Origin of the sequence: Xanthomonas nasturtii (assembly GCF_023337365.3) — a bacterium.
Lineage (GTDB): Bacteria > Pseudomonadota > Gammaproteobacteria > Xanthomonadales > Xanthomonadaceae > Xanthomonas > Xanthomonas nasturtii.
Map to the genome: position 1 here is coordinate 1 of NZ_CP142084.2, position 18,124 is coordinate 18,124.

At 63.4% G+C, this 18,124-nt stretch carries 14 protein-coding genes and 3 pseudogenes; 13 read left to right on the plus strand and 4 right to left on the minus strand.

Annotated features, from left to right (window positions below; all coding sequences use genetic code 11):
* The 12 genes and pseudogenes from dnaA to M3O59_RS00060 form a co-directional block, all read left to right on the plus strand.
* Positions 1 to 1,326, plus strand: coding sequence for a chromosomal replication initiator protein DnaA (dnaA, locus tag M3O59_RS00005; protein WP_220375937.1), 1,326 nt, complete (start codon positions 1 to 3; stop codon positions 1,324 to 1,326).
* Positions 1,327 to 1,603: 277 nt separating this feature from the next.
* The gene (gene dnaN / locus M3O59_RS00010; protein ID WP_064629571.1) at positions 1,604 to 2,704 is read left to right on the plus strand and encodes a DNA polymerase III subunit beta; all 1,101 of its coding nucleotides are present in this window, start codon (positions 1,604 to 1,606) and stop codon (positions 2,702 to 2,704) included.
* Positions 2,705 to 3,763: 1,059 nt separating this feature from the next.
* A complete protein-coding gene (gene recF, locus M3O59_RS00015) occupies positions 3,764 to 4,870 on the plus strand; it encodes a DNA replication/repair protein RecF (RefSeq protein ID WP_116906012.1) in 1,107 nt (368 codons plus the stop codon).
* Positions 4,871 to 4,984: 114 nt separating this feature from the next.
* The gene (gyrB, locus tag M3O59_RS00020) at positions 4,985 to 7,429 is read left to right on the plus strand and encodes a DNA topoisomerase (ATP-hydrolyzing) subunit B (RefSeq protein ID WP_064629567.1); all 2,445 of its coding nucleotides are present in this window, start codon (positions 4,985 to 4,987) and stop codon (positions 7,427 to 7,429) included.
* A gap of 64 nt (positions 7,430 to 7,493) precedes the next feature.
* Positions 7,494 to 8,333 (plus strand): CPBP family intramembrane glutamic endopeptidase, encoded by an 840-nt coding sequence (locus M3O59_RS00025; RefSeq protein WP_116906013.1) that lies wholly within the window; start codon positions 7,494 to 7,496, stop codon positions 8,331 to 8,333.
* A 202-nt stretch (positions 8,334 to 8,535) separates the two neighbouring features.
* Positions 8,536 to 9,342 (plus strand): M48 family metallopeptidase, encoded by an 807-nt coding sequence (locus tag M3O59_RS00030; RefSeq protein WP_064629563.1) that lies wholly within the window; start codon positions 8,536 to 8,538, stop codon positions 9,340 to 9,342.
* A gap of 277 nt (positions 9,343 to 9,619) precedes the next feature.
* Positions 9,620 to 10,816: a tetratricopeptide repeat protein gene (locus M3O59_RS00035; RefSeq protein WP_064629561.1), complete on the plus strand. Its 1,197-nt coding sequence runs from the start codon at positions 9,620 to 9,622 to the stop codon at positions 10,814 to 10,816.
* 151 nt (positions 10,817 to 10,967) lie between these two features.
* The gene (locus tag M3O59_RS00040; protein WP_039518127.1) at positions 10,968 to 11,639 is read left to right on the plus strand and encodes an energy transducer TonB; all 672 of its coding nucleotides are present in this window, start codon (positions 10,968 to 10,970) and stop codon (positions 11,637 to 11,639) included.
* Between the two features lie 85 nt (positions 11,640 to 11,724).
* Complete coding sequence (gene exbB / locus M3O59_RS00045) at positions 11,725 to 12,486, plus strand: TonB-system energizer ExbB (RefSeq protein ID WP_005912445.1); 762 nt, start codon at positions 11,725 to 11,727, stop codon at positions 12,484 to 12,486.
* Positions 12,487 to 12,545: 59 nt separating this feature from the next.
* Positions 12,546 to 12,968, plus strand: coding sequence for an ExbD/TolR family protein (locus tag M3O59_RS00050; RefSeq protein ID WP_005912447.1), 423 nt, complete (start codon positions 12,546 to 12,548; stop codon positions 12,966 to 12,968).
* A gap of 3 nt (positions 12,969 to 12,971) precedes the next feature.
* A complete protein-coding gene (locus tag M3O59_RS00055; protein ID WP_039411682.1) occupies positions 12,972 to 13,385 on the plus strand; it encodes an ExbD/TolR family protein in 414 nt (137 codons plus the stop codon).
* Positions 13,386 to 13,518: 133 nt separating this feature from the next.
* A pseudogene (locus M3O59_RS00060) lies at positions 13,519 to 13,617 on the plus strand (biopolymer transporter ExbD); the annotation flags it as partial.
* Between the two features lie 274 nt (positions 13,618 to 13,891).
* On the opposite strand, the gene M3O59_RS00065 reads toward M3O59_RS00060, so the two are convergent.
* From M3O59_RS00065 to cls, 3 genes are all read right to left on the minus strand, one after another.
* The gene (locus M3O59_RS00065; protein WP_116906822.1) at positions 13,892 to 14,659 is read right to left on the minus strand and encodes a pyridoxine 5'-phosphate synthase; all 768 of its coding nucleotides are present in this window, start codon (positions 14,657 to 14,659) and stop codon (positions 13,892 to 13,894) included.
* Between the two features lie 10 nt (positions 14,660 to 14,669).
* A complete protein-coding gene (locus tag M3O59_RS00070; RefSeq protein WP_116906823.1) occupies positions 14,670 to 14,939 on the minus strand; it encodes a hypothetical protein in 270 nt (89 codons plus the stop codon).
* Positions 14,940 to 15,014: 75 nt separating this feature from the next.
* Positions 15,015 to 16,475: a cardiolipin synthase gene (gene cls, locus M3O59_RS00075; RefSeq protein WP_064629555.1), complete on the minus strand. Its 1,461-nt coding sequence runs from the start codon at positions 16,473 to 16,475 to the stop codon at positions 15,015 to 15,017.
* Between the two features lie 32 nt (positions 16,476 to 16,507).
* Between cls and M3O59_RS00080 the strand changes: the two are divergent.
* Positions 16,508 to 17,146: pseudogene (locus tag M3O59_RS00080) on the plus strand (radical SAM protein); the annotation flags it as partial.
* A 68-nt stretch (positions 17,147 to 17,214) separates the two neighbouring features.
* Here M3O59_RS00080 and M3O59_RS00085 read toward each other — a convergent pair.
* Positions 17,215 to 17,936 (minus strand): annotated as a pseudogene (locus M3O59_RS00085) (2OG-Fe(II) oxygenase).
* Between the last annotated feature and the right edge of the window lie 188 nt (positions 17,937 to 18,124).

Here is an 18,124-nt window from a genome sequence, read left to right on the forward strand (position 1 = left end):
ATGGATGCTTGGCCCCGCTGTCTGGAACGTCTCGAAGCCGAATTCCCGCCCGAAGATGTCCACACCTGGTTGAAACCCCTGCAAGCCGAAGACCGCGGCGACAGCATCGTGCTGTACGCCCCGAATGCCTTCATCGTCGACCAGGTCCGCGAACGCTACCTGCCGCGCATTCGCGAGTTGCTGGCGTATTTCGCCGGCAATGGCGAGGTGGCGCTGGCAGTGGGCTCGCGCCCACGTGCGCCCGAGCCGGCTCCCGCGGTGGCGGTGCCCAATGCGCCGGTGGCCGCGCCGATCGTGCCCTTCGCCGGCAACCTGGATTCGCACTACACCTTTGCCAACTTCGTGGAAGGCCGCAGTAACCAGCTGGGTCTTGCGGCCGCGATCCAGGCGGCGCAGAAACCCGGCGACCGTGCGCACAACCCATTGCTGCTGTACGGCAGCACCGGCCTGGGCAAGACCCACCTGATGTTCGCCGCCGGTAACGCCCTGCGTCAGGCCAACCCCGCCGCCAAGGTGATGTACCTGCGCTCGGAACAGTTCTTCAGCGCAATGATCCGGGCGCTGCAGGACAAGGCCATGGACCAGTTCAAGCGCCAGTTCCAGCAGATCGATGCGCTGCTGATCGACGATATCCAGTTCTTCGCCGGCAAGGACCGTACGCAGGAGGAGTTCTTCCACACCTTCAACGCACTGTTCGACGGCCGCCAGCAGATCATCCTGACCTGCGACCGCTACCCGCGCGAAGTCGAAGGCCTGGAGCCGCGGCTGAAGTCGCGCCTGGCCTGGGGCTTGTCGGTGGCGATCGATCCGCCGGATTTCGAGACCCGCGCAGCCATCGTGCTGGCCAAGGCACGCGAGCGCGGCGCCGACATTCCGGACGACGTGGCGTTCCTGATCGCCAAGAAGATGCGCTCGAACGTGCGCGACCTGGAAGGCGCACTCAACACGCTGGTGGCGCGTGCCAACTTCACCGGTCGCGCGATCACGGTGGAATTCGCCCAGGAGACGCTGCGTGACCTGCTGCGTGCCCAGCAGCAGGCGATCGGCATCCCCAACATCCAGAAGACGGTGGCGGACTACTACGGCCTGCAGATGAAGGATCTGCTCTCCAAGCGGCGCACGCGCTCGCTGGCTCGCCCGCGCCAGGTGGCGATGGCGCTGGCCAAGGAACTCACCGAACACAGCCTGCCGGAGATCGGCGACGCCTTCGCCGGCCGCGACCACACCACCGTGCTGCACGCCTGCCGGCAGATCCGCACGCTGATGGAGGCCGACGGCAAGCTGCGCGAGGACTGGGAAAAGCTGATTCGCAAGCTCAGCGAGTAGGCCATTGACCTCCAGCGCGGCCCACTTGGAAAAAAGCGTGGAAACGTTGGGGTCAAATGCGGGAGAATCTGTGGATAACGTTGCGCTGCAATTTGGCCAGAAAACTATCCACAGGTTTTCCCACCAGACCAGGCGTACTAGTCCAACGAGTTTCAGGCGCTGAAATGTCCTTGGAAACAAATAGTTATGGTGGTTATCCGCTGAAAACGGCCCTACCATCACCACCAAGCTTTTGATTTATTCCATTATCTTTTAAAGCATAGGGGCACGGAACCACATGCGTTTTACACTGCAGCGCGAAGCCTTCCTCAAACCGTTGGCCCAAGTGGTCAATGTGGTCGAACGCCGTCAAACCCTGCCTGTGCTGGCCAACCTGCTGGTGCAGGTCAAGGACGGACAGGTGTCGTTGACCGGCACGGACCTGGAAGTTGAAATGATCTCGCGCACGATGGTGGAGGACGCGCAGGACGGCGAAACCACAATTCCGGCGCGCAAGTTGTTCGACATTTTGCGCGCCCTGCCTGATGGCAGCCGCGTCACCATCTCGCAGACCGGTGACAAGGTCACCGTGCAGGCCGGGCGCAGCCGCTTCACCTTGGCAACGCTGCCGGCCAACGACTTCCCGTCCGTGGACGAAGTCGAAGCGACCGAGCGCGTGGTGGTACCCGAAGCCGGGCTGAAAGAGCTGATCGAGCGGACTGCGTTTGCCATGGCGCAGCAGGACGTGCGGTATTACCTCAACGGCTTGTTGTTCGACCTGCGCGATGGCTTGCTGCGCTGTGTTGCGACCGATGGTCACCGTCTGGCGCTATGCGAGATCGAGCTGGAGAAGGCCGGCGGCGCCAAGCGCCAGATCATCGTGCCGCGCAAGGGTGTCACTGAGTTGTTGCGCCTGCTGGAAGCGGCAGACCGCGAGGTCGAGCTGGAAGTCGGCCGCAGCCATATCCGCGTCAAGCGTGGCGATGTGACCTTCACCTCCAAGCTGATCGACGGCCGGTTCCCGGATTACGAAGCAGTGATTCCGATTGGCGCCGATCGTGAGGTCAAGGTGGACCGCGAGGCGTTGCGGGCGTCGCTGCAGCGTGCGGCCATTCTGTCCAACGAGAAGTACCGCGGCGTGCGCGTGGAAGTGTCGCCGGGCCAGCTCAAAATCAGTGCGCATAACCCTGAGCAGGAAGAAGCCCAGGAAGAGATCGAGGCCGACACCAAGGTTGATGATCTGGCGATTGGCTTCAACGTCAATTACCTGCTGGACGCATTATCGGCGTTGCGCGACGAACACGTGGTGATCCAGCTGCGCGATGCGAATTCGTCGGCGTTGGTGCGTGAAGCCAGCAGCGAAAAGTCGCGTCATGTGGTGATGCCGTTGCGTCTCTGACGCTTCGTTCCACGTGGAACACGAGAAGCCCGGCGAATGCCGGGCTTCTTGTTTTGGGGTCGGAGCTGATGAATTTCCGGGTTTGAGGCGAACTGCTCGGTCAGTTTGGGCAAGGACCCGCGACGGCGTGTCTGCCTGCGGTGGTCAACCTGCTTGATTTTAGGCCGGGGATCTCGTTCGACGGTGTGTGTCCCCCTGAATGATGCAGCCTGGACCAGGTGTGGCAGAGGTGCTGGCAGTTTTAGTCACAGCAAACTCGTAGGCGCGTATGGGTCACGCTATCGCGCCTCTGTGAGACGGCGTTTCTATCACGCGTGAGTCCGGGACCTGGGATCGGTAAGCGTCTAGGGCCGGGCCATGACGTCGCAAAGGTGCAGGCCAATTGATCGTTGAGTTTTAGCCGAGCCAGCAGAAACGCAAGCCGAGAAGGACGGCCGTACGCGTCCTATGCTCGCAAGTACTGTTCGGGGCCCGGAAGTTGCGTTCCAACGTCGCGGGCGGTGGCGCCCCTCTCCGGGCTTTGGTTCCTAATGGTCCGGGCCAGCGAGAAATAAGCGTCCTTGCACGGTGTCAACCCAACGAGACCTGGTCTCACTTGAGTAGATGCATATTCCCTCACGTCTGATCTTCCAAACGACTGAATCTGTTCATTGCGCTCTACGCATTCCCCCGAGTTCGATATCTTCCGCTGTGTCCGGCAACGGGTTCATCGAGACCGGGCAAGACACCCGTTTTGACTTATGCACATCTAGCTTTGCTTTTAAATCTAGAAATAACTTAAGAGCTTGGTGGTGATGGTAGACGCAGATTTCGCCGAAAAGTAGGTTAAGCTCCTGTTTTTAATGGGTTTTATTGCATCGAAACCCTGTGTTTATCGCCTTGTTTTCGTACCCACAAGCTGTGGATAAGAGAAAATGCCACTTCGGAAGCTCTTTTTGTCCACAGGTTACCCCCAGGGTGCCCCGGGGCCATCTTCACGCAAGACGACACGGGTTCCACGCCGATCACGTATCCTCCGACGCGACCGGCATGCCGGACTCAGCCCAGAGCCACCGATCGATGCATGTAGTGCGGTTGTCCATTCATCGGCTTCGTCGTTTTCAGACGGTCGACCTTCATCCCACGCGCGGCTTGAACTTGTTGACCGGCGACAATGGTGCGGGAAAGACAAGCGTGCTCGAAGCCTTGCATCTGATGGCGTATGGGCGCAGCTTCCGTGGCCGGGTTCGCGACGGCCTTATCCAGCAGGGCGCAAACGAGCTGGAAGTGTTTGTGGAGTGGCGCGAAGGTGGCAGTGCCAGCGGCGAGCGGACGCGTCGGGCTGGTCTGCGCCATAGCGGGCAGGAGTGGACCGGTCGTTTGGACGGCGAGGATGTGGCACAGCTGGGGTCGCTCTGTGCAGCATTGGCCGTGGTGACGTTCGAGCCTGGCAGCCACGTGTTGATCAGTGGCGGCGGCGAGCCCCGCCGACGCTTTCTGGATTGGGGTTTGTTCCACGTGGAACCAGACTTCCTGGCCCTATGGCGTCGCTACGCGCGTGCGCTCAAGCAGCGCAACGCCCTGCTGAAGCAAGGTGCCCAGCCGCGCATGCTCGATGCCTGGGACCACGAGCTCGCCGAATCCGGCGAAATGTTGACCTCCCGGCGCATGCGCTACCTCGAACGACTGCAAGACAGGCTGGTCCCGGTCGCAAACACGATCGCGCCATCGCTGGGCTTGTCCGCGCTGACGTTTGCGCCAGGCTGGAAGCGCCACGAAGTGTCACTGGCCGACGCACTCCTGCTTGCCCGCGAGCGTGACCGCCAGAACGGCTACACCTCGCAAGGCCCGCACCGCGCCGATTGGATGCCCAGCTTTGACGTGCTCCAGGGCAAAGACGCCCTGTCTCGGGGGCAGGCGAAGCTCACTGCCCTCGCCTGCCTGCTCGCACAGGCCGAAGACTTTGCATTCGAGCGCAACGAATGGCCTGTCATCGCACTGGACGACCTGGGGTCTGAGCTGGACCGGCATCATCAGGCACGGGTTCTGCAGCGGCTGGCGTCCGCACCGGCTCAGGTGCTGATCACCGCTACCGAAATCCCGCCAGGTCTCGCTGATGCTGGCGCATTGTTGCAGCAGTTCCACGTGGAACACGGCCAGATTACCCCGCAGTCTTTTTCAGCCTGAGCTGCAACGGCCGGTGCGGGCCGACTGGTATAATCGACCCGCTATCCCCCTTTTCCCACGGTGCGATGCGGCTCCTGCCGCCTTCGCCCGTGTTGTGGAGCTAACGGCACGCGCATGACCGAAGATCAAAACACCCCGACCACACCGAACAGCACCTACGATTCCAGCAAGATCACCGTGCTGCGTGGCCTGGAAGCCGTCCGCAAGCGCCCTGGCATGTACATCGGCGACGTCCATGACGGCACCGGCCTGCATCACATGGTGTTCGAGGTGGTCGACAACTCCGTCGACGAGGCCCTGGCCGGCCATGCCGACGACATCGTGGTGAAGATCCTGGTCGATGGCTCGGTGGCGGTGTCAGACAACGGCCGCGGCGTGCCGGTCGACATCCACAAGGAAGAAGGCGTGTCGGCGGCCGAGGTGATCCTCACCGTGCTGCATGCCGGCGGCAAGTTCGACGACAACAGCTACAAAGTCTCCGGCGGCCTGCACGGCGTGGGCGTGTCGGTGGTCAACGCCCTGTCCGAGCACCTGTGGCTGGACATCTGGCGCGATGGCTTCCACTACCAGCAGGAATACGCGCTGGGCGAACCGCAATACCCGCTCAAGCAGTTGGAAGCCTCGACCAAGCGCGGCACCACGCTGCGGTTCAAGCCGGCGGTGGCCATCTTCAGCGATGTCGAATTTCATTACGACATCCTGGCGCGGCGCCTGCGCGAACTGTCCTTCCTCAATTCCGGCGTCAAGATCACCCTGATCGACGAACGTGGCGAAGGCCGTCGCGACGATTTCCATTACGAGGGCGGCATCCGTAGTTTCGTGGAGCATCTGGCGCAGCTGAAGTCGCCGCTGCACCCGAACGTGATCTCGGTGACCGGCGAGCACAACGGCATCGTGGTGGACGTGGCCCTGCAATGGACCGACGCCTATCAGGAAACCATGTACTGCTTCACCAACAACATCCCGCAGAAAGATGGCGGCACCCACTTGGCCGGCTTCCGCGCAGCGCTGACGCGGGTGCTGAGCACCTATATCGAACAGAACGGCATCGCCAAGCAGGCCAAGGTCGCGCTGACCGGCGACGACATGCGCGAAGGCATGATCGCAGTGCTGTCAGTCAAGGTGCCCGACCCCAGCTTCTCCTCGCAAACCAAGGAAAAGCTGGTCAGCTCGGACGTGCGCCCGGCGGTGGAAAATGCCTTCGGTGCGCGTCTGCAGGAGTTCCTGCAGGAGAATCCGAACGAAGCCAAGGCCATCACCGGCAAGATCGTCGACGCCGCTCGTGCGCGCGAAGCTGCGCGCAAGGCGCGCGACCTGACCCGCCGCAAGGGTGCGCTGGATATCGCCGGCCTGCCCGGCAAGCTGGCCGACTGCCAGGAAAAGGATCCGGCGCTGTCGGAACTGTTTATCGTCGAGGGTGACTCGGCAGGTGGTTCGGCCAAGCAGGGCCGTAACCGCAAGAACCAGGCGGTGTTGCCGTTGCGCGGCAAAATCCTTAACGTCGAACGCGCGCGTTTCGACCGCATGCTGGCGTCCGACCAGGTCGGCACGTTGATCACCGCGCTGGGCACCGGCATCGGCCGCGACGAATACAACCCGGACAAGCTGCGCTACCACCGCATCATCTTGATGACTGACGCCGATGTGGACGGCTCGCACATCCGCACCCTGCTGCTGACGTTCTTCTACCGGCAGATGCCGGAGCTGATCGAGCGCGGCTACATCTACATCGGCCTGCCGCCGCTGTACAAGCTCAAGCAAGGCAAGAGCGAGCTGTACCTGAAGGACGACGCGGCGCTCAACGCCTACCTGGCCAGCAATGCCGTCGAAGGCGCAGCGCTGATTCCGGCCACTGACGAGCCGCCGATCACCGGCGAGGCGTTGGAAAAACTGTTGATGCTGTTCACCAGTGCCAACGAGGCGATCGCGCGCAATGCGCACCGCTACGACCCGGCGCTGATGACCGCGCTGATCGACCTGCCGCCGCTGGATGTGGAAAAGCTGCAGGCCGAAGGCGACCAGCATCCGACCCTGGATGCGCTGCAGGCGGTGCTCAACCGCGGCACCCTGGGCACTGCGCGCTACCAGCTGCGCTTCGACCCGGCGACCGAGAACTCGGCGGCAACCTTGGTGGCCATCCGCCGCCATATGGGCGAGGAATTCACCCAGGTGCTGCCGATGGGGGCGTTCGAAAGCGGCGAGCTGCGTCCGTTGCGGGAAGTGTCGCTGGCGCTGCACGACCTGGTGCGCGAAGGCGCGCAGATCGTGCGCGGCAACAAGAGCCACCCGATCACCAGCTTTGCGCAGGCGCACGCCTGGTTGCTGGACGAAGCCAAGAAGGGCCGCCAGGTGCAGCGCTTCAAGGGCTTGGGCGAAATGAACGCCGAGCAGCTGTGGGAAACCACGGTCAACCCCGACACCCGCCGCTTGTTGCAGGTGCGGATCGAGGATGCGGTGGCCGCCGACCAGATCTTCAGCACCCTGATGGGCGATGTGGTGGAGCCGCGCCGCGACTTCATCGAAGACAACGCGCTGAAGGTGTCCAACCTGGATATCTGAGCCGCCTGTGTCCCGGCGCAGCGCCACCGCGCTGTGCCGCTGAGCCGGTATTGGCAGGACGACGATGCGCACAGATCTAACACCACCTCCGGCGGCGGCGCCCGGCGCTGCCGCCCGGCCAGCATTGCTGCCTGTCCTGATCGGCTTCGGGATCGATGTACTGATCGCCGTCGGTCTGTTGCTGACCCTGAGCGTGGCGGGTTTTGCAATCTGGGGCGCCATCCGTGGCGTTGGCTACGTGCAGGCAGCCAAGGCACAGGGCCTGACGCCCTCCTCTGCCGAGGTGATGGCCGCGGTCGGCCAACCTGGGGTGATGGTGCAGTTGCTCACCGCCTTGGTCAGCACCGCGACGCCCGCTGTTCTGCTGTATTTCTGGCGCCGCCGTGCCACTGCCGGCGAACAGGCGTCCTCACGCGCCGCCGCGCGTCGTGCGTCCACCTGGGGTTGGACCGCGCTGATCGCCGTGACCGTGTTCCTGCTCAGCAATCTGGTCAGCGTCGCGGCCTCGGCGTTGGGCATCAAACCGGTGCCGACCAATTTGCCGCTGATGGAAGAAGCCATCAAGCACTGGCCGTTGGCGCTGGCGCTGTTCGCGGTGGTGATTGCTCCGGCCTACGAAGAACTGCTGTTCCGCCGCGTGTTGTTCGGTCGCCTGCTGGCCGCAGGCCGCCCGTGGCTGGGGATCGTGCTCAGTGGCGCGCTGTTCGCCCTGGTGCACGAGGTGCCTGGCGTGAGCGGCAATGGCCCGGCCGCCATCGCCCAGCTTTGGCTGGTCTACGGCAGCATGGGCGCGGCCTTCGCCTGGCTGTATTGGCGCACCGGCACGCTGTGGGCGCCCATCGCCGCACATGGCATCAACAACGCCACCGCCCTGGCGGCGCTGTACTTTTTCGGCATCGGCTAGCAAGACCGACTGACGCAGCTGGGTTTCCGGCGCGCCCAATGGCACGCCGTCCGCATTGCGCACTGGCGCAGATGCCTCCATCCGCGCGCACGATCAACGCTCAGCACGTCCGGCTCGCTGCGTTTTACCGCTCGATCCAGGCGGTTTGACGAAAAGTTAAGCCGAGCCTGCCAAAATGTCCGCTTGGTTCTAGGGGGATCGAATGAAAGCCAGGCTGTTGATCGTTGTTGCCGTCCTTGCACTGACGGCGTGTGCCACCACAACTTCGCCAACCGGCCGCCGACAGGTGGTGGGAGGCGTCTCGCAACAGCAGTTGGACCAGCTGGGGGCGCAGTCCTTTGCGCAGACCAAGGCCAAGGAAAAAGTCAGCACCGACGGCAAGCAGAACGCCTACGTGCAATGCGTGGTCAACGCGCTGGTGGCGCAACTGCCGCCGCAATGGCGCGAAACCCGCTGGGAAACCGCGCTGTTCGTCGATGACGAGGCCAACGCCTTCGCCCTGCCCGGCGGGAAGGTCGGCGTAAACACTGGCATTTTCACCGTCGCCAAGACCCAGGATCAACTTGCCGCCGTGCTCGGGCACGAGATCGGGCATGTGATTTCGCGCCACCACGAAGAACGCATCACCCGCCAGCTCGGCGCCCAGACCGGTCTGGGCATCATCGGCGCGCTCGCCGGGGCCGCCTACGGCGACGGCGCGGCCAGCGCGGTCAATCAGGTTGGCGGTATGACCGCCCAGACAGTGTTCCTGCTGCCTGGCTCGCGTACCCAGGAAAGCGAGGCCGATGTGGTCGGGCAGCGCCTGATGGCGCAGGCCGGGTTCGATCCGGCCCAGGCGGTGACGCTGTGGCAGAACATGATGGCCGCCAGCGGGAACCGTCAACCGCAATGGCTTTCCACCCATCCCGACCCGACCAACCGCATCCGCGAGCTGCAGGCCGACGTCAACCAGCTCGAACCGGTGTATCAGCAGGCCAAGCAGAGCGGGCGCGTGCCGCGTTGTGGCTAGAGCCGCTAACAGCAACTGCTCGGCCTTCCTTGGCGCATGCCGACACTGACCTGGAATCAACGCATCGGCCACTACACTGCGGGCGCTGGAGTCAGCGGCCGGTCACTCGCTGTTAGCGGTGCTAAGACCTTTTCTCGCAACTCCCGATTGCCGCACCACAACATGGAAACCGTTTTCGGGAACTGAGACTTTCTGCTAAGTTTGCCGGCTCAGATTTTTCGTACAGCGTCCATTCCGCTTTTCGCACCGCCCAACGGCGGCTCGTCCGAGGTGAAACATGAAACTGCTCAACCGCAAGCAAGCCCTGTTGTCCCTGTTCATCGCAGCATCCCTGGGCGGGGCTGTCGTCACCGATGCGGTCGCGCAGTCGGAGCGTTCTTCCGAGCGTGCCGCGCGTAAGTCCAAGGGCAACGGCAAGGCCGAAGAGCTGTACCCGCAGTCGACCCGTCAGGCGCCGACGATCAAGCCCTCGTCCAAGTTGAGCAGCAAGCTGCAGAAGCTGATCGAAACCTTCAACAAGGGTGAAGACTATCCGGGCGTGCGCACCCAGGCCGACGAGATTCTGGCCAACAGCGCTGCCAACGAAGCCGACAAGGCGCTCGCCGCCCAGCTCGCTGCGCAGGCCGCCTATAACCTGGACGACACTGCGGGTGCCAAGAAGTATCTGCAGCAGGCCATCGGCCTGAACGCGCTGGACAACAACGGCCAGTTCCAGTCGATGCTGATGCTGGCGCAGTTGCAGATGCAGGACGAGCAGCAGGCCGAAGGGCTGGCCACGCTGGACAAGTATCTGGACGAGAGCAAGTCGCAGCGCCCGGAAGATCTGATTCTCAAGGGCCAGGCGCTGTATCAGGCCGAGCGCTACAAAGAGGCCATTCCGGTGCTGAAGCAGGCCATCGCCGCCTCGCCCGAACCCAAGGACACCTGGAACCAGTTGCTGATGGCGTCCTACGCCGAAGCCGGCCAGACCGGTGAGGCGGTCGCTGCTGCCGAAGCGCTTGCCGCCAAGACGCCGAACGACAAGAAGGCCCAGCTCAACCTGGCCAGCATGTATATGCAGGCAGACCAGATGGACAAGGCCGCAGGCGTAATGGACAAGCTGCGTGCTGCCGGGCAGTTGACCGAAGAAAAAGAATACAAGCAGTTGTATTCCATCTACGCCAACACCGAGAACAAGGAAAAGGACGTCATCGCGGTCATCAATGAAGGTATGCAAAAAGGCATCCTCAAGCCTGATTATCAGACATACCTTGCGTTGGCGCAGTCGTATTACTACAGCGAGGATGCGCCGAAGGCGATCGAAAACTGGCAGAAGGCCGCACCGCTTTCCAAGGACGGCGAGACCTATTTGAATCTGGCCAAGGTGCTGCATTCGGAAGGTCGTATCCCGGAGGCCAAGCAGGCCGCACAGCAGGCCATCGCCAAGGGCGTCAAAAAGCCTGAAGACGCGAAGAAGATCATCAACCTGAAGTAAAAAGAAAATAAACCCCCGAAATCCCTGTGTTTTTAGTGGTTACAGGACTCGGGATTGGTATAAGCTTGGGAGTTCCTGCGGTGTCAAAGCCGTCCGAAAACCTGGGGATCATCACAGTGATCCGGGCCCCCACTGAAAGAGCCATTGGCGCATGACGGAACAACTCGTTATCCACAGGCATGACTATGATGCCGGGAACCAGGGTCTGAGCTGGGCCCGCATTATCGGCATTGCTTTCGTAATTGCTTTGCACCTCACTGCACTGATGATGTTGCTGATCCCTGCAGTGGCGCCGAAGGCTCCGGCAGAGAAGGAGCGCACCACCATGGTCACCCTGGTGGATGCACCGCCTCCTCCCCCGCCGCCGCCGCCGCCGCCGCCGCCGGAAGACAAGCCGCCGCCGCCGGTCAAGAATCTGTCGCCGCCGAAGCCGTCACCGGTTCCGCCGCCGCCGGAAGCTCCGGTGGTCGACGTTCCCGAACCGCGTCCGAGCGATATCGTCACGCCGCCGAGCCCACCGGCTCCACCGCAGCCGCCGAGCGACATCGGCGCCAGTGTCGATATCTCGTCCAAGAACATGAACCCGCCGAAGTACCCGCCGGCTGCATTCCGTGCCGGTGTCCAAGGTGAGGTCATCCTGATCGTGGATGTGGATGCCAGCGGCAACGTGACCAATGTGTCGGTCGAAAAGTCCAGCCGCAACCGCGACCTTGACCGTGCCGCGATGGACGCAGCACGCAAGTGGAAGTTCAACGCTTCCACTGTCAACGGGCAGAAAGCCGCCGGACGTGTCCGCGTCCCGGTCAACTTTGCTCTGAACTGATCCCACGGGCCGGCTACGGCCGGCCCAGGATCCTGTCTTCCTTTCGCTCCACCCTTCATCACCACACACAACAAAGGTAAGCGTCATGCTGCAGGAATTCTTTATCGCCGCCGCTGCAGGGGGCTCCAATCCGTCGGCCGCTCTCTCGCAGATGGGCTTCGAGCACTTGATCACCGAAATGACCTCCAGCCCCGGCGATTTCGCCGTGTCGTGGGTCGTGTTGATCACCCTGATCGCCATGTCCGCTGCCTCCTGGTACTGGACGGTCATCAACATCTTCCGCGCCACCCGCCTGAAGAGCGCGGCTGACCGCGTCACCACCGCGTTCTGGGATGCCCCGAATGCACAGGACGCCATCCGCGCCATGGAAGAACAGCCGGCTTCCGAGCCGTTCTCCAAGATCGCACTGGACGCAGCGCAGGCTGCTGCTCACCACCAGCGCGCCGAAGGCAGCACCGGTGGCCTGGGCGAGAGCCTGAGCCGTTCGGAGTTCGTCGACCGCGCCCTGCGTCAGGCCGTGACCCGCGAAAGCACCAAGCTGCAGTCGGGCATGACCCTGCTGGCCACCGTCGGTGCGACCGCGCCGTTCGTCGGTCTGCTCGGTACGGTGTGGGGCATCTACGGCGCGCTGATCAAGATCGGTGCAACCGGTTCGGCCTCCATCGACGCCGTTGCCGGCCCGGTGGGTGAAGCGCTGATCATGACCGCGATCGGTCTGTTCGTCGCCATCCCGGCCGTGTTTGCGTTCAACTTCTTCTCCAAGGTCAACAGCTCGGTGATCGCCAAGTTCGACACCTTTGCCCACGACCTGCACGACTTCTTCGCCACCGGTTCGCGCGTTCGCTAATCGCGTCGCAAGATCTGGCAGTAAAGAACGCCTTCGCAACGATTTAGACGGAGCCCGTTATGGCCTTCAGTAGTGGAAACAGCGGTGGCCCGATGGCCGACATCAACGTGACGCCCCTCGTGGACGTGATGCTGGTGCTGCTGATCATCTTCATCATTACGGCACCGCTGATGTCCCATAAGGTCAAGGTGGAGCTGCCAGAGGCCAACTTGATCCAGAAGGAAGATGCGGAGAAACGTGCCGCGCCGATCACTCTGGCCGTCAAGGAAGATGGGTCGCTGTACTGGAACGACGAGCCGATTTCCAAGGAAGCCCTGGAGTCGCGCCTGTCCACCGCTGCACAGCAGACCCCGCAGCCGCCGCTCAACCTGCGTGGCGACCGCACGACCAAGATGCGTACGATCAACGAGATCACCAAGATCGCGCAGGGTCAGGGCATGCTGGACGTCGGTTTCGTTGCAACCAAAGTGAAGGGGCAGTAAGCCATGGCATTTAGTACTGGTGGAAGCCGTGGGCCGATGGCCGACATCAACGTCACGCCCCTGGTGGACGTGATGCTGGTGCTGCTGATCATCTTCATCGTGACCGCGCCGATCATGACCTACCCGATCGCCGTGGATCTGCCGCAGCGGGTGCTCAACCCGCCACCGCAGACGACCGAACCGCCGCCGCCGATCGAATTGCGTATCGACGCCAGCAACCAGGTGTTCTGGAACAACAGCCCGACGCCGGTCGATCAGTTGCAGCAGAAGATGGAAGAAGTGGTGCAGGCCGATCCGACCAATCAGCCGGAACTGCGCATCGATGCGAATCAGGATGCGGAGTACGAGGTGATGGCCAAGGTGCTGGCCGCTGCGAAGAACTCGCAGATGAAAAAAATCGGCTTCATGCAGCAGTAAACGTATCTGCAAGACCGCAACACAACAGTCATGACGCGACTGCAACGCCATCGGAAACGGTGGCGTTTTTTTATGCCTGGTGCCTGGCGTGGTGGCTTTGAACGCAACTGTGACGCAGCGATGTTGATTGCATCGCATCGCCGACAGTGCAGAGGCCGAGTACGCAGTGATGGCCGGCGTACTGGCAGCAGCAAAGAACGCGCAGGTGCAGCACATCGCGTTCGTGCAGTAATGGTGTGCTGCCTCGCTATCGACGCAGAGCAGTCAGTGCGACACCGCGCGATGCGGTTGCCCTAGCGCCGCATCGCGTCTCGGATGCTTAGGCGCAAAAGGCGGGAGACCAACGTCAGTACTCGTCGATAGCGGCTTGAAGTGGCAAATGAGACGATACGTCGTCAATCTCTTGAGCGACGCGCACCTCACGCTCAGGTGAGGTGTCGCCAACACAGCGGATTGCCAGCTGATCGAGCCGGACGGTGATCGAACGCGGGCATTCGCCCGCAAACTCAGGTGGTGACGCGACCACCGCGCAGAATGTCGACGTAGGCACGCACGGTCGCATCCAGTCCTTGATACAAGGCTTCGCTGATCAAGGCGTGGCCGATCGACACTTCCAGCACGCCCGGGACAGTGGCGAGAAAATCGCCAAGGTTGGTTTGCGCTAAATCATGCCCGGCATTGATGCCCAGGCCGGCGGCGCTGGCGCGCTGTGCGGCAGCGGCGAACAGTGCGAGCGCTGCATCCGCTTGCCCGCTCGCATGCGCATCTGCATAGGGGCCGGTGTACAACTCGATGCGGTTTGCACCGAGTGCGGCTGCATGGGCGATGTCCGGGTTACCCGCGTCGACGAACAGGCTGACACGGCTACCGTGATCCTTGAACGCGGCGATCAACACGGCAAGTTGCGTGGTGTCCTGCGCGAAATCGAAGCCGTGGTCGGAGGTCAGCTGCCCGTCGCCATCGGGCACCAGGGTGACCTGTTGCGGGCGCGTGGCCCGGCACAACTCCAGCAGCCCCGGGTAACCGGCGCGCGGCGGTGCGAACGGGTTGCCTTCGATGTTGAATTCGACCGCGTGCGCGCGCGTCAGCGCACTCAGTGCCAGCACGTCGCCGGCACGGATATGCCGCTGGTCCGGTCGCGGGTGCACGGTGATGCCGTGCGCACCGGCCGCGATGCAGGTCCGTGCGGCCTGCACCACATCCGGGTCGGTCCCGCCGCGCGAATTGCGCAGGACCGCGATCTTGTTGACGTTGACGCTGAGCTGGGTGGTCATACGCTTGTGGTCAAGCCTGCGGCTCGCCGTCACGTGCTGCGGCCACGGCGGCCGACTTGCGCGCTTCGGCCAGCGCGCGCAGGCGGCGCAGCTCGGCCGGGTCGATCATGCTGCTGGTATCGCGCTGCGTATCGTCCATGCGCGAGGCGAACCAGCCGCGCGTCCACAACAGCAGCAGCAGCAGCGCGACCACCAGCGACACCACCAGCAACCACACGTGCGGCGTACTGAAGGCCAGCACCAGCGCGCCCAGTGCCATAAGCAGAAACAGCCAGTGCATGACGAGCTCCCCCGTTGAGTGGCGGCAGTGTAGCGCCGGGCACGGCGCGGTTCCACGTGTGCGCCGCGCCGCTGGTCAGAGCAGCGGCGACAACAGCCGCGCGAACGCCTCCGGCAGGCGTGACCGCAACAACGGCCGGTGCCGCACGAAGCGGACTTCGCGCGCCTGTTGCAGATCGGTGCCGATCAGCCCGGCCATCTCTGCCGCCACTGCCTGGTCGCGGAACAGCATCGACAATTCGAAATTCAGCCGGAAGCTGCGGCTGTCGAAATTGGCGCTGCCGACGATGCAGACCTCGTCATCGGCCAGCAGCGCCTTGGTGTGCAGCATGCGCGGGCCGTATTCGTAGATGCGCACACCGGCTTCGAGCAGCTCGTCGAAATACGAACGCGCCGCATAGGTGACCAGGCGCGAGTCGCTCACCCGTGGCACCAGCAGGCGCACGTCCAGCCCGCCGAGCGCGGCCGAGGTCAGCGCCATGCGCGCCGCTTCGCCGGGAACAAAGTACGGGGTGACCAGCCACACCCGGTGCTTGGCCTCGTGGATGGCCGCGACCATCAGGCGATGGATGGCTTCCCACGACGAATCAGGTCCGGACACCAGCACCTGTGCATCCACCGTGCCTTGCGCGCGTGTGGGGACATCGTCCGGCCACAGCTGCTGGCCCTGGAAGGCCGTGCGTCCCTGGCCGGTGGCGTAGAGCCAGTCTTCCAGAAACACCAGCTGCAGGCTGCGCACCACATGACCCTGCAGGCGCACGTGCAGATCGCGGTAGGCATCGCTGCGCACCTGCTCGTTCTCGTCGTCGGTGACGTTGATGCCGCCGGTGAAGCCGATCCGGCCATCGATGACGATCACCTTGCGGTGGGTGCGCAGGTTCAACCACGGCCGCTTGAACGGTTTGAGAAATTGCGAGGGGTGGAACCAGGCGGTTTCCACGCCTGCCGCGCGCAGCGTGCGCAACGCGCGCCGCGTCATCGCCGAGGAGCCCACCGCATCCATCAGCAGGCGCACCTTGACCCCGGCGCGGGCACGTTCCATCAGCGCATCGCAGATCGCGGTACCGCTGTGGTCGGGCTGGAAGATGTAGTACTCCAGATGGATATGATCGCGTGCATGCCGGATCGCTTCGACGATTGCGGCATAGGTCGCAGCGCCATCCACCAGCCAGTGCACTTCGGTGGCAGTGCTGGGCGCCAGGCCGGTGGTGGACTGGGCGATCTTGGCCAGCTCGGTGCAGTCGGCGTCGGGTGGGCAGACGCTGCTGTAACTCTCCATGCCCGAACGCGAGCGGCCGCGGCGCAGGCGCTGCCGTTTCACCTTTTGCGGGCCGAGCCAGTAATAGATCAGCAAGCCCAGGTAGGGCAACGCGGCCAGCGACAACACCCAACTGAGCGTGGCCACCGGCTCGCGCTTTTGCAGCACGATCCAGCCGGCGATCCACAGCAGGTACAGCACGTAGGCGGCGAGAAGGAGCGCTTCGAGATGGGGAGTGTTGGCCAGCCACTCCCACGCGCCCTGAGCAAATGCGAGCATGCGCGGATTCTACGGGCCGCACGCGCCGCTGCGTGCTATGGGAGGCGCGGCACCCGTTCACGCTGATCACCAAGAACGCGCTGGTGACGCGCGACCTGGACCTGCTCGCCCCGCTGGCCCGCGAGAACCTGGTCAACGTGCATTTTTCGGTGACCACGCTGGACCCGCATCTGTCGGCCAAGCTCGAGCCGCGCGCCTCCGCCCCGCACGCACGCCTGCGCGCAATGCGTGCCCTGCACGAGGCCGGCGTGCCGGTCGGGGTGATGGCCGCGCCGGTGATCCCATGGATCAACGACCATGAACTGGAAGCGATCCTGCAGGCCGCTGCCGCTGCCGGCGCGCACAGTGCCGGTTACGTACTGCTGCGCTTGCCGCATGAAGTGGCGCCTCTGTTTCGCGACTGGTTGCAGACCCATCACCCCCAGCGCGCCGAACACGTGATGAGCACGATCCAGCAACTACGCGGCGCCAAGGACTACGACAGCGCCTTTGGCGCACGCATGCGCGGACAAGGCGTGTATGCAGATCTATTGGCGCGCCGCTTCGCCCTCGCCCACCGCCGCGCAGGATTCGGTGCGCGCGACATGCCGACGCTGGACTGCAGCGCATTCCGCCGCCCGGCCCCGCCGGCCAAGCCGGTGGCGGATTCGCCGCAGGGCGTGCTGTTTTAGAGCGGGGAATCGAGAATTGGCAATGGGGAATCGCAACAGCAACACCAACGCGTTGCCGTTGCGTTTGCCTATTCCCCATTCCCTACTCCCGATTCCCCGCCGTACAGCGCCTGCGCCGACTGAAACAGGATCCAGCTGGTGGCAATGAACTTGTCGCCGCCAACCGGGCGGTTGCCGCAGTGGGTGTGGGTGAAGGCGGTGGGAGCGATCAACAGGCTGCCAGTGCGCGGGCGCGCCTTGCGTTGCTGGAACAGGAATTCGGTCTCGCCTTGCTCGAGCTCATCGTTGAGATACAGCGTCCACAGCAGATGGCGGTGCAGCGTGTCGGCACTCGCATCGCGTGGGTACAGCTCGCAATGCCAGTACGGGTAGCCGCCCTGGTCGGCGGCATACCACTGCAGATTGATCGCGCCCTGACGCAGGCAGGTGCGTGCCTGGTCGCCCAGCGCCTGGTCGCTCATCTGCGCGATGTCTTCGGCGACCAGACGATGCGGTGTGCCATCGGCGGTGGTCACCTGCAACATCAATGGACAAATCAGCGCCTGCGGGTACTGCCGTAGATAGGTGAGCACGCCGTCGAACACGGCCTGTTGCAGCCGGCTTTCCACCGCAGCCACTCGGCCACCCCGCTGATGCGCAGATCACGGCTGTGTTTGAGGTCGGGAAACACGCCGCCGCCGATGCGGCCGGGATGCAGCTGCTGACTGTCGCGCATGCGCTGCACGATGGCCGCGCAATCGGCGGCCGAGACGGCGTTGTCGGTGATCTGGATAAAGTCGGGTTGGTTCATGCGCACGACCATCACAATCTGCAGTGCGGCCTGCACAGCCCGCTCGGCATGCCGCAGCAAAGCGCCATGCAGGGAATCAATGCGCGTGCGCGACGCGTTGTTTCAACGGCATCGCATGAGTCCTAAAGCGCGCGTTCTATGCGCCGCATGTGATTGATCGCATCTGCTTGCGGCGAAGGATGCCGTCG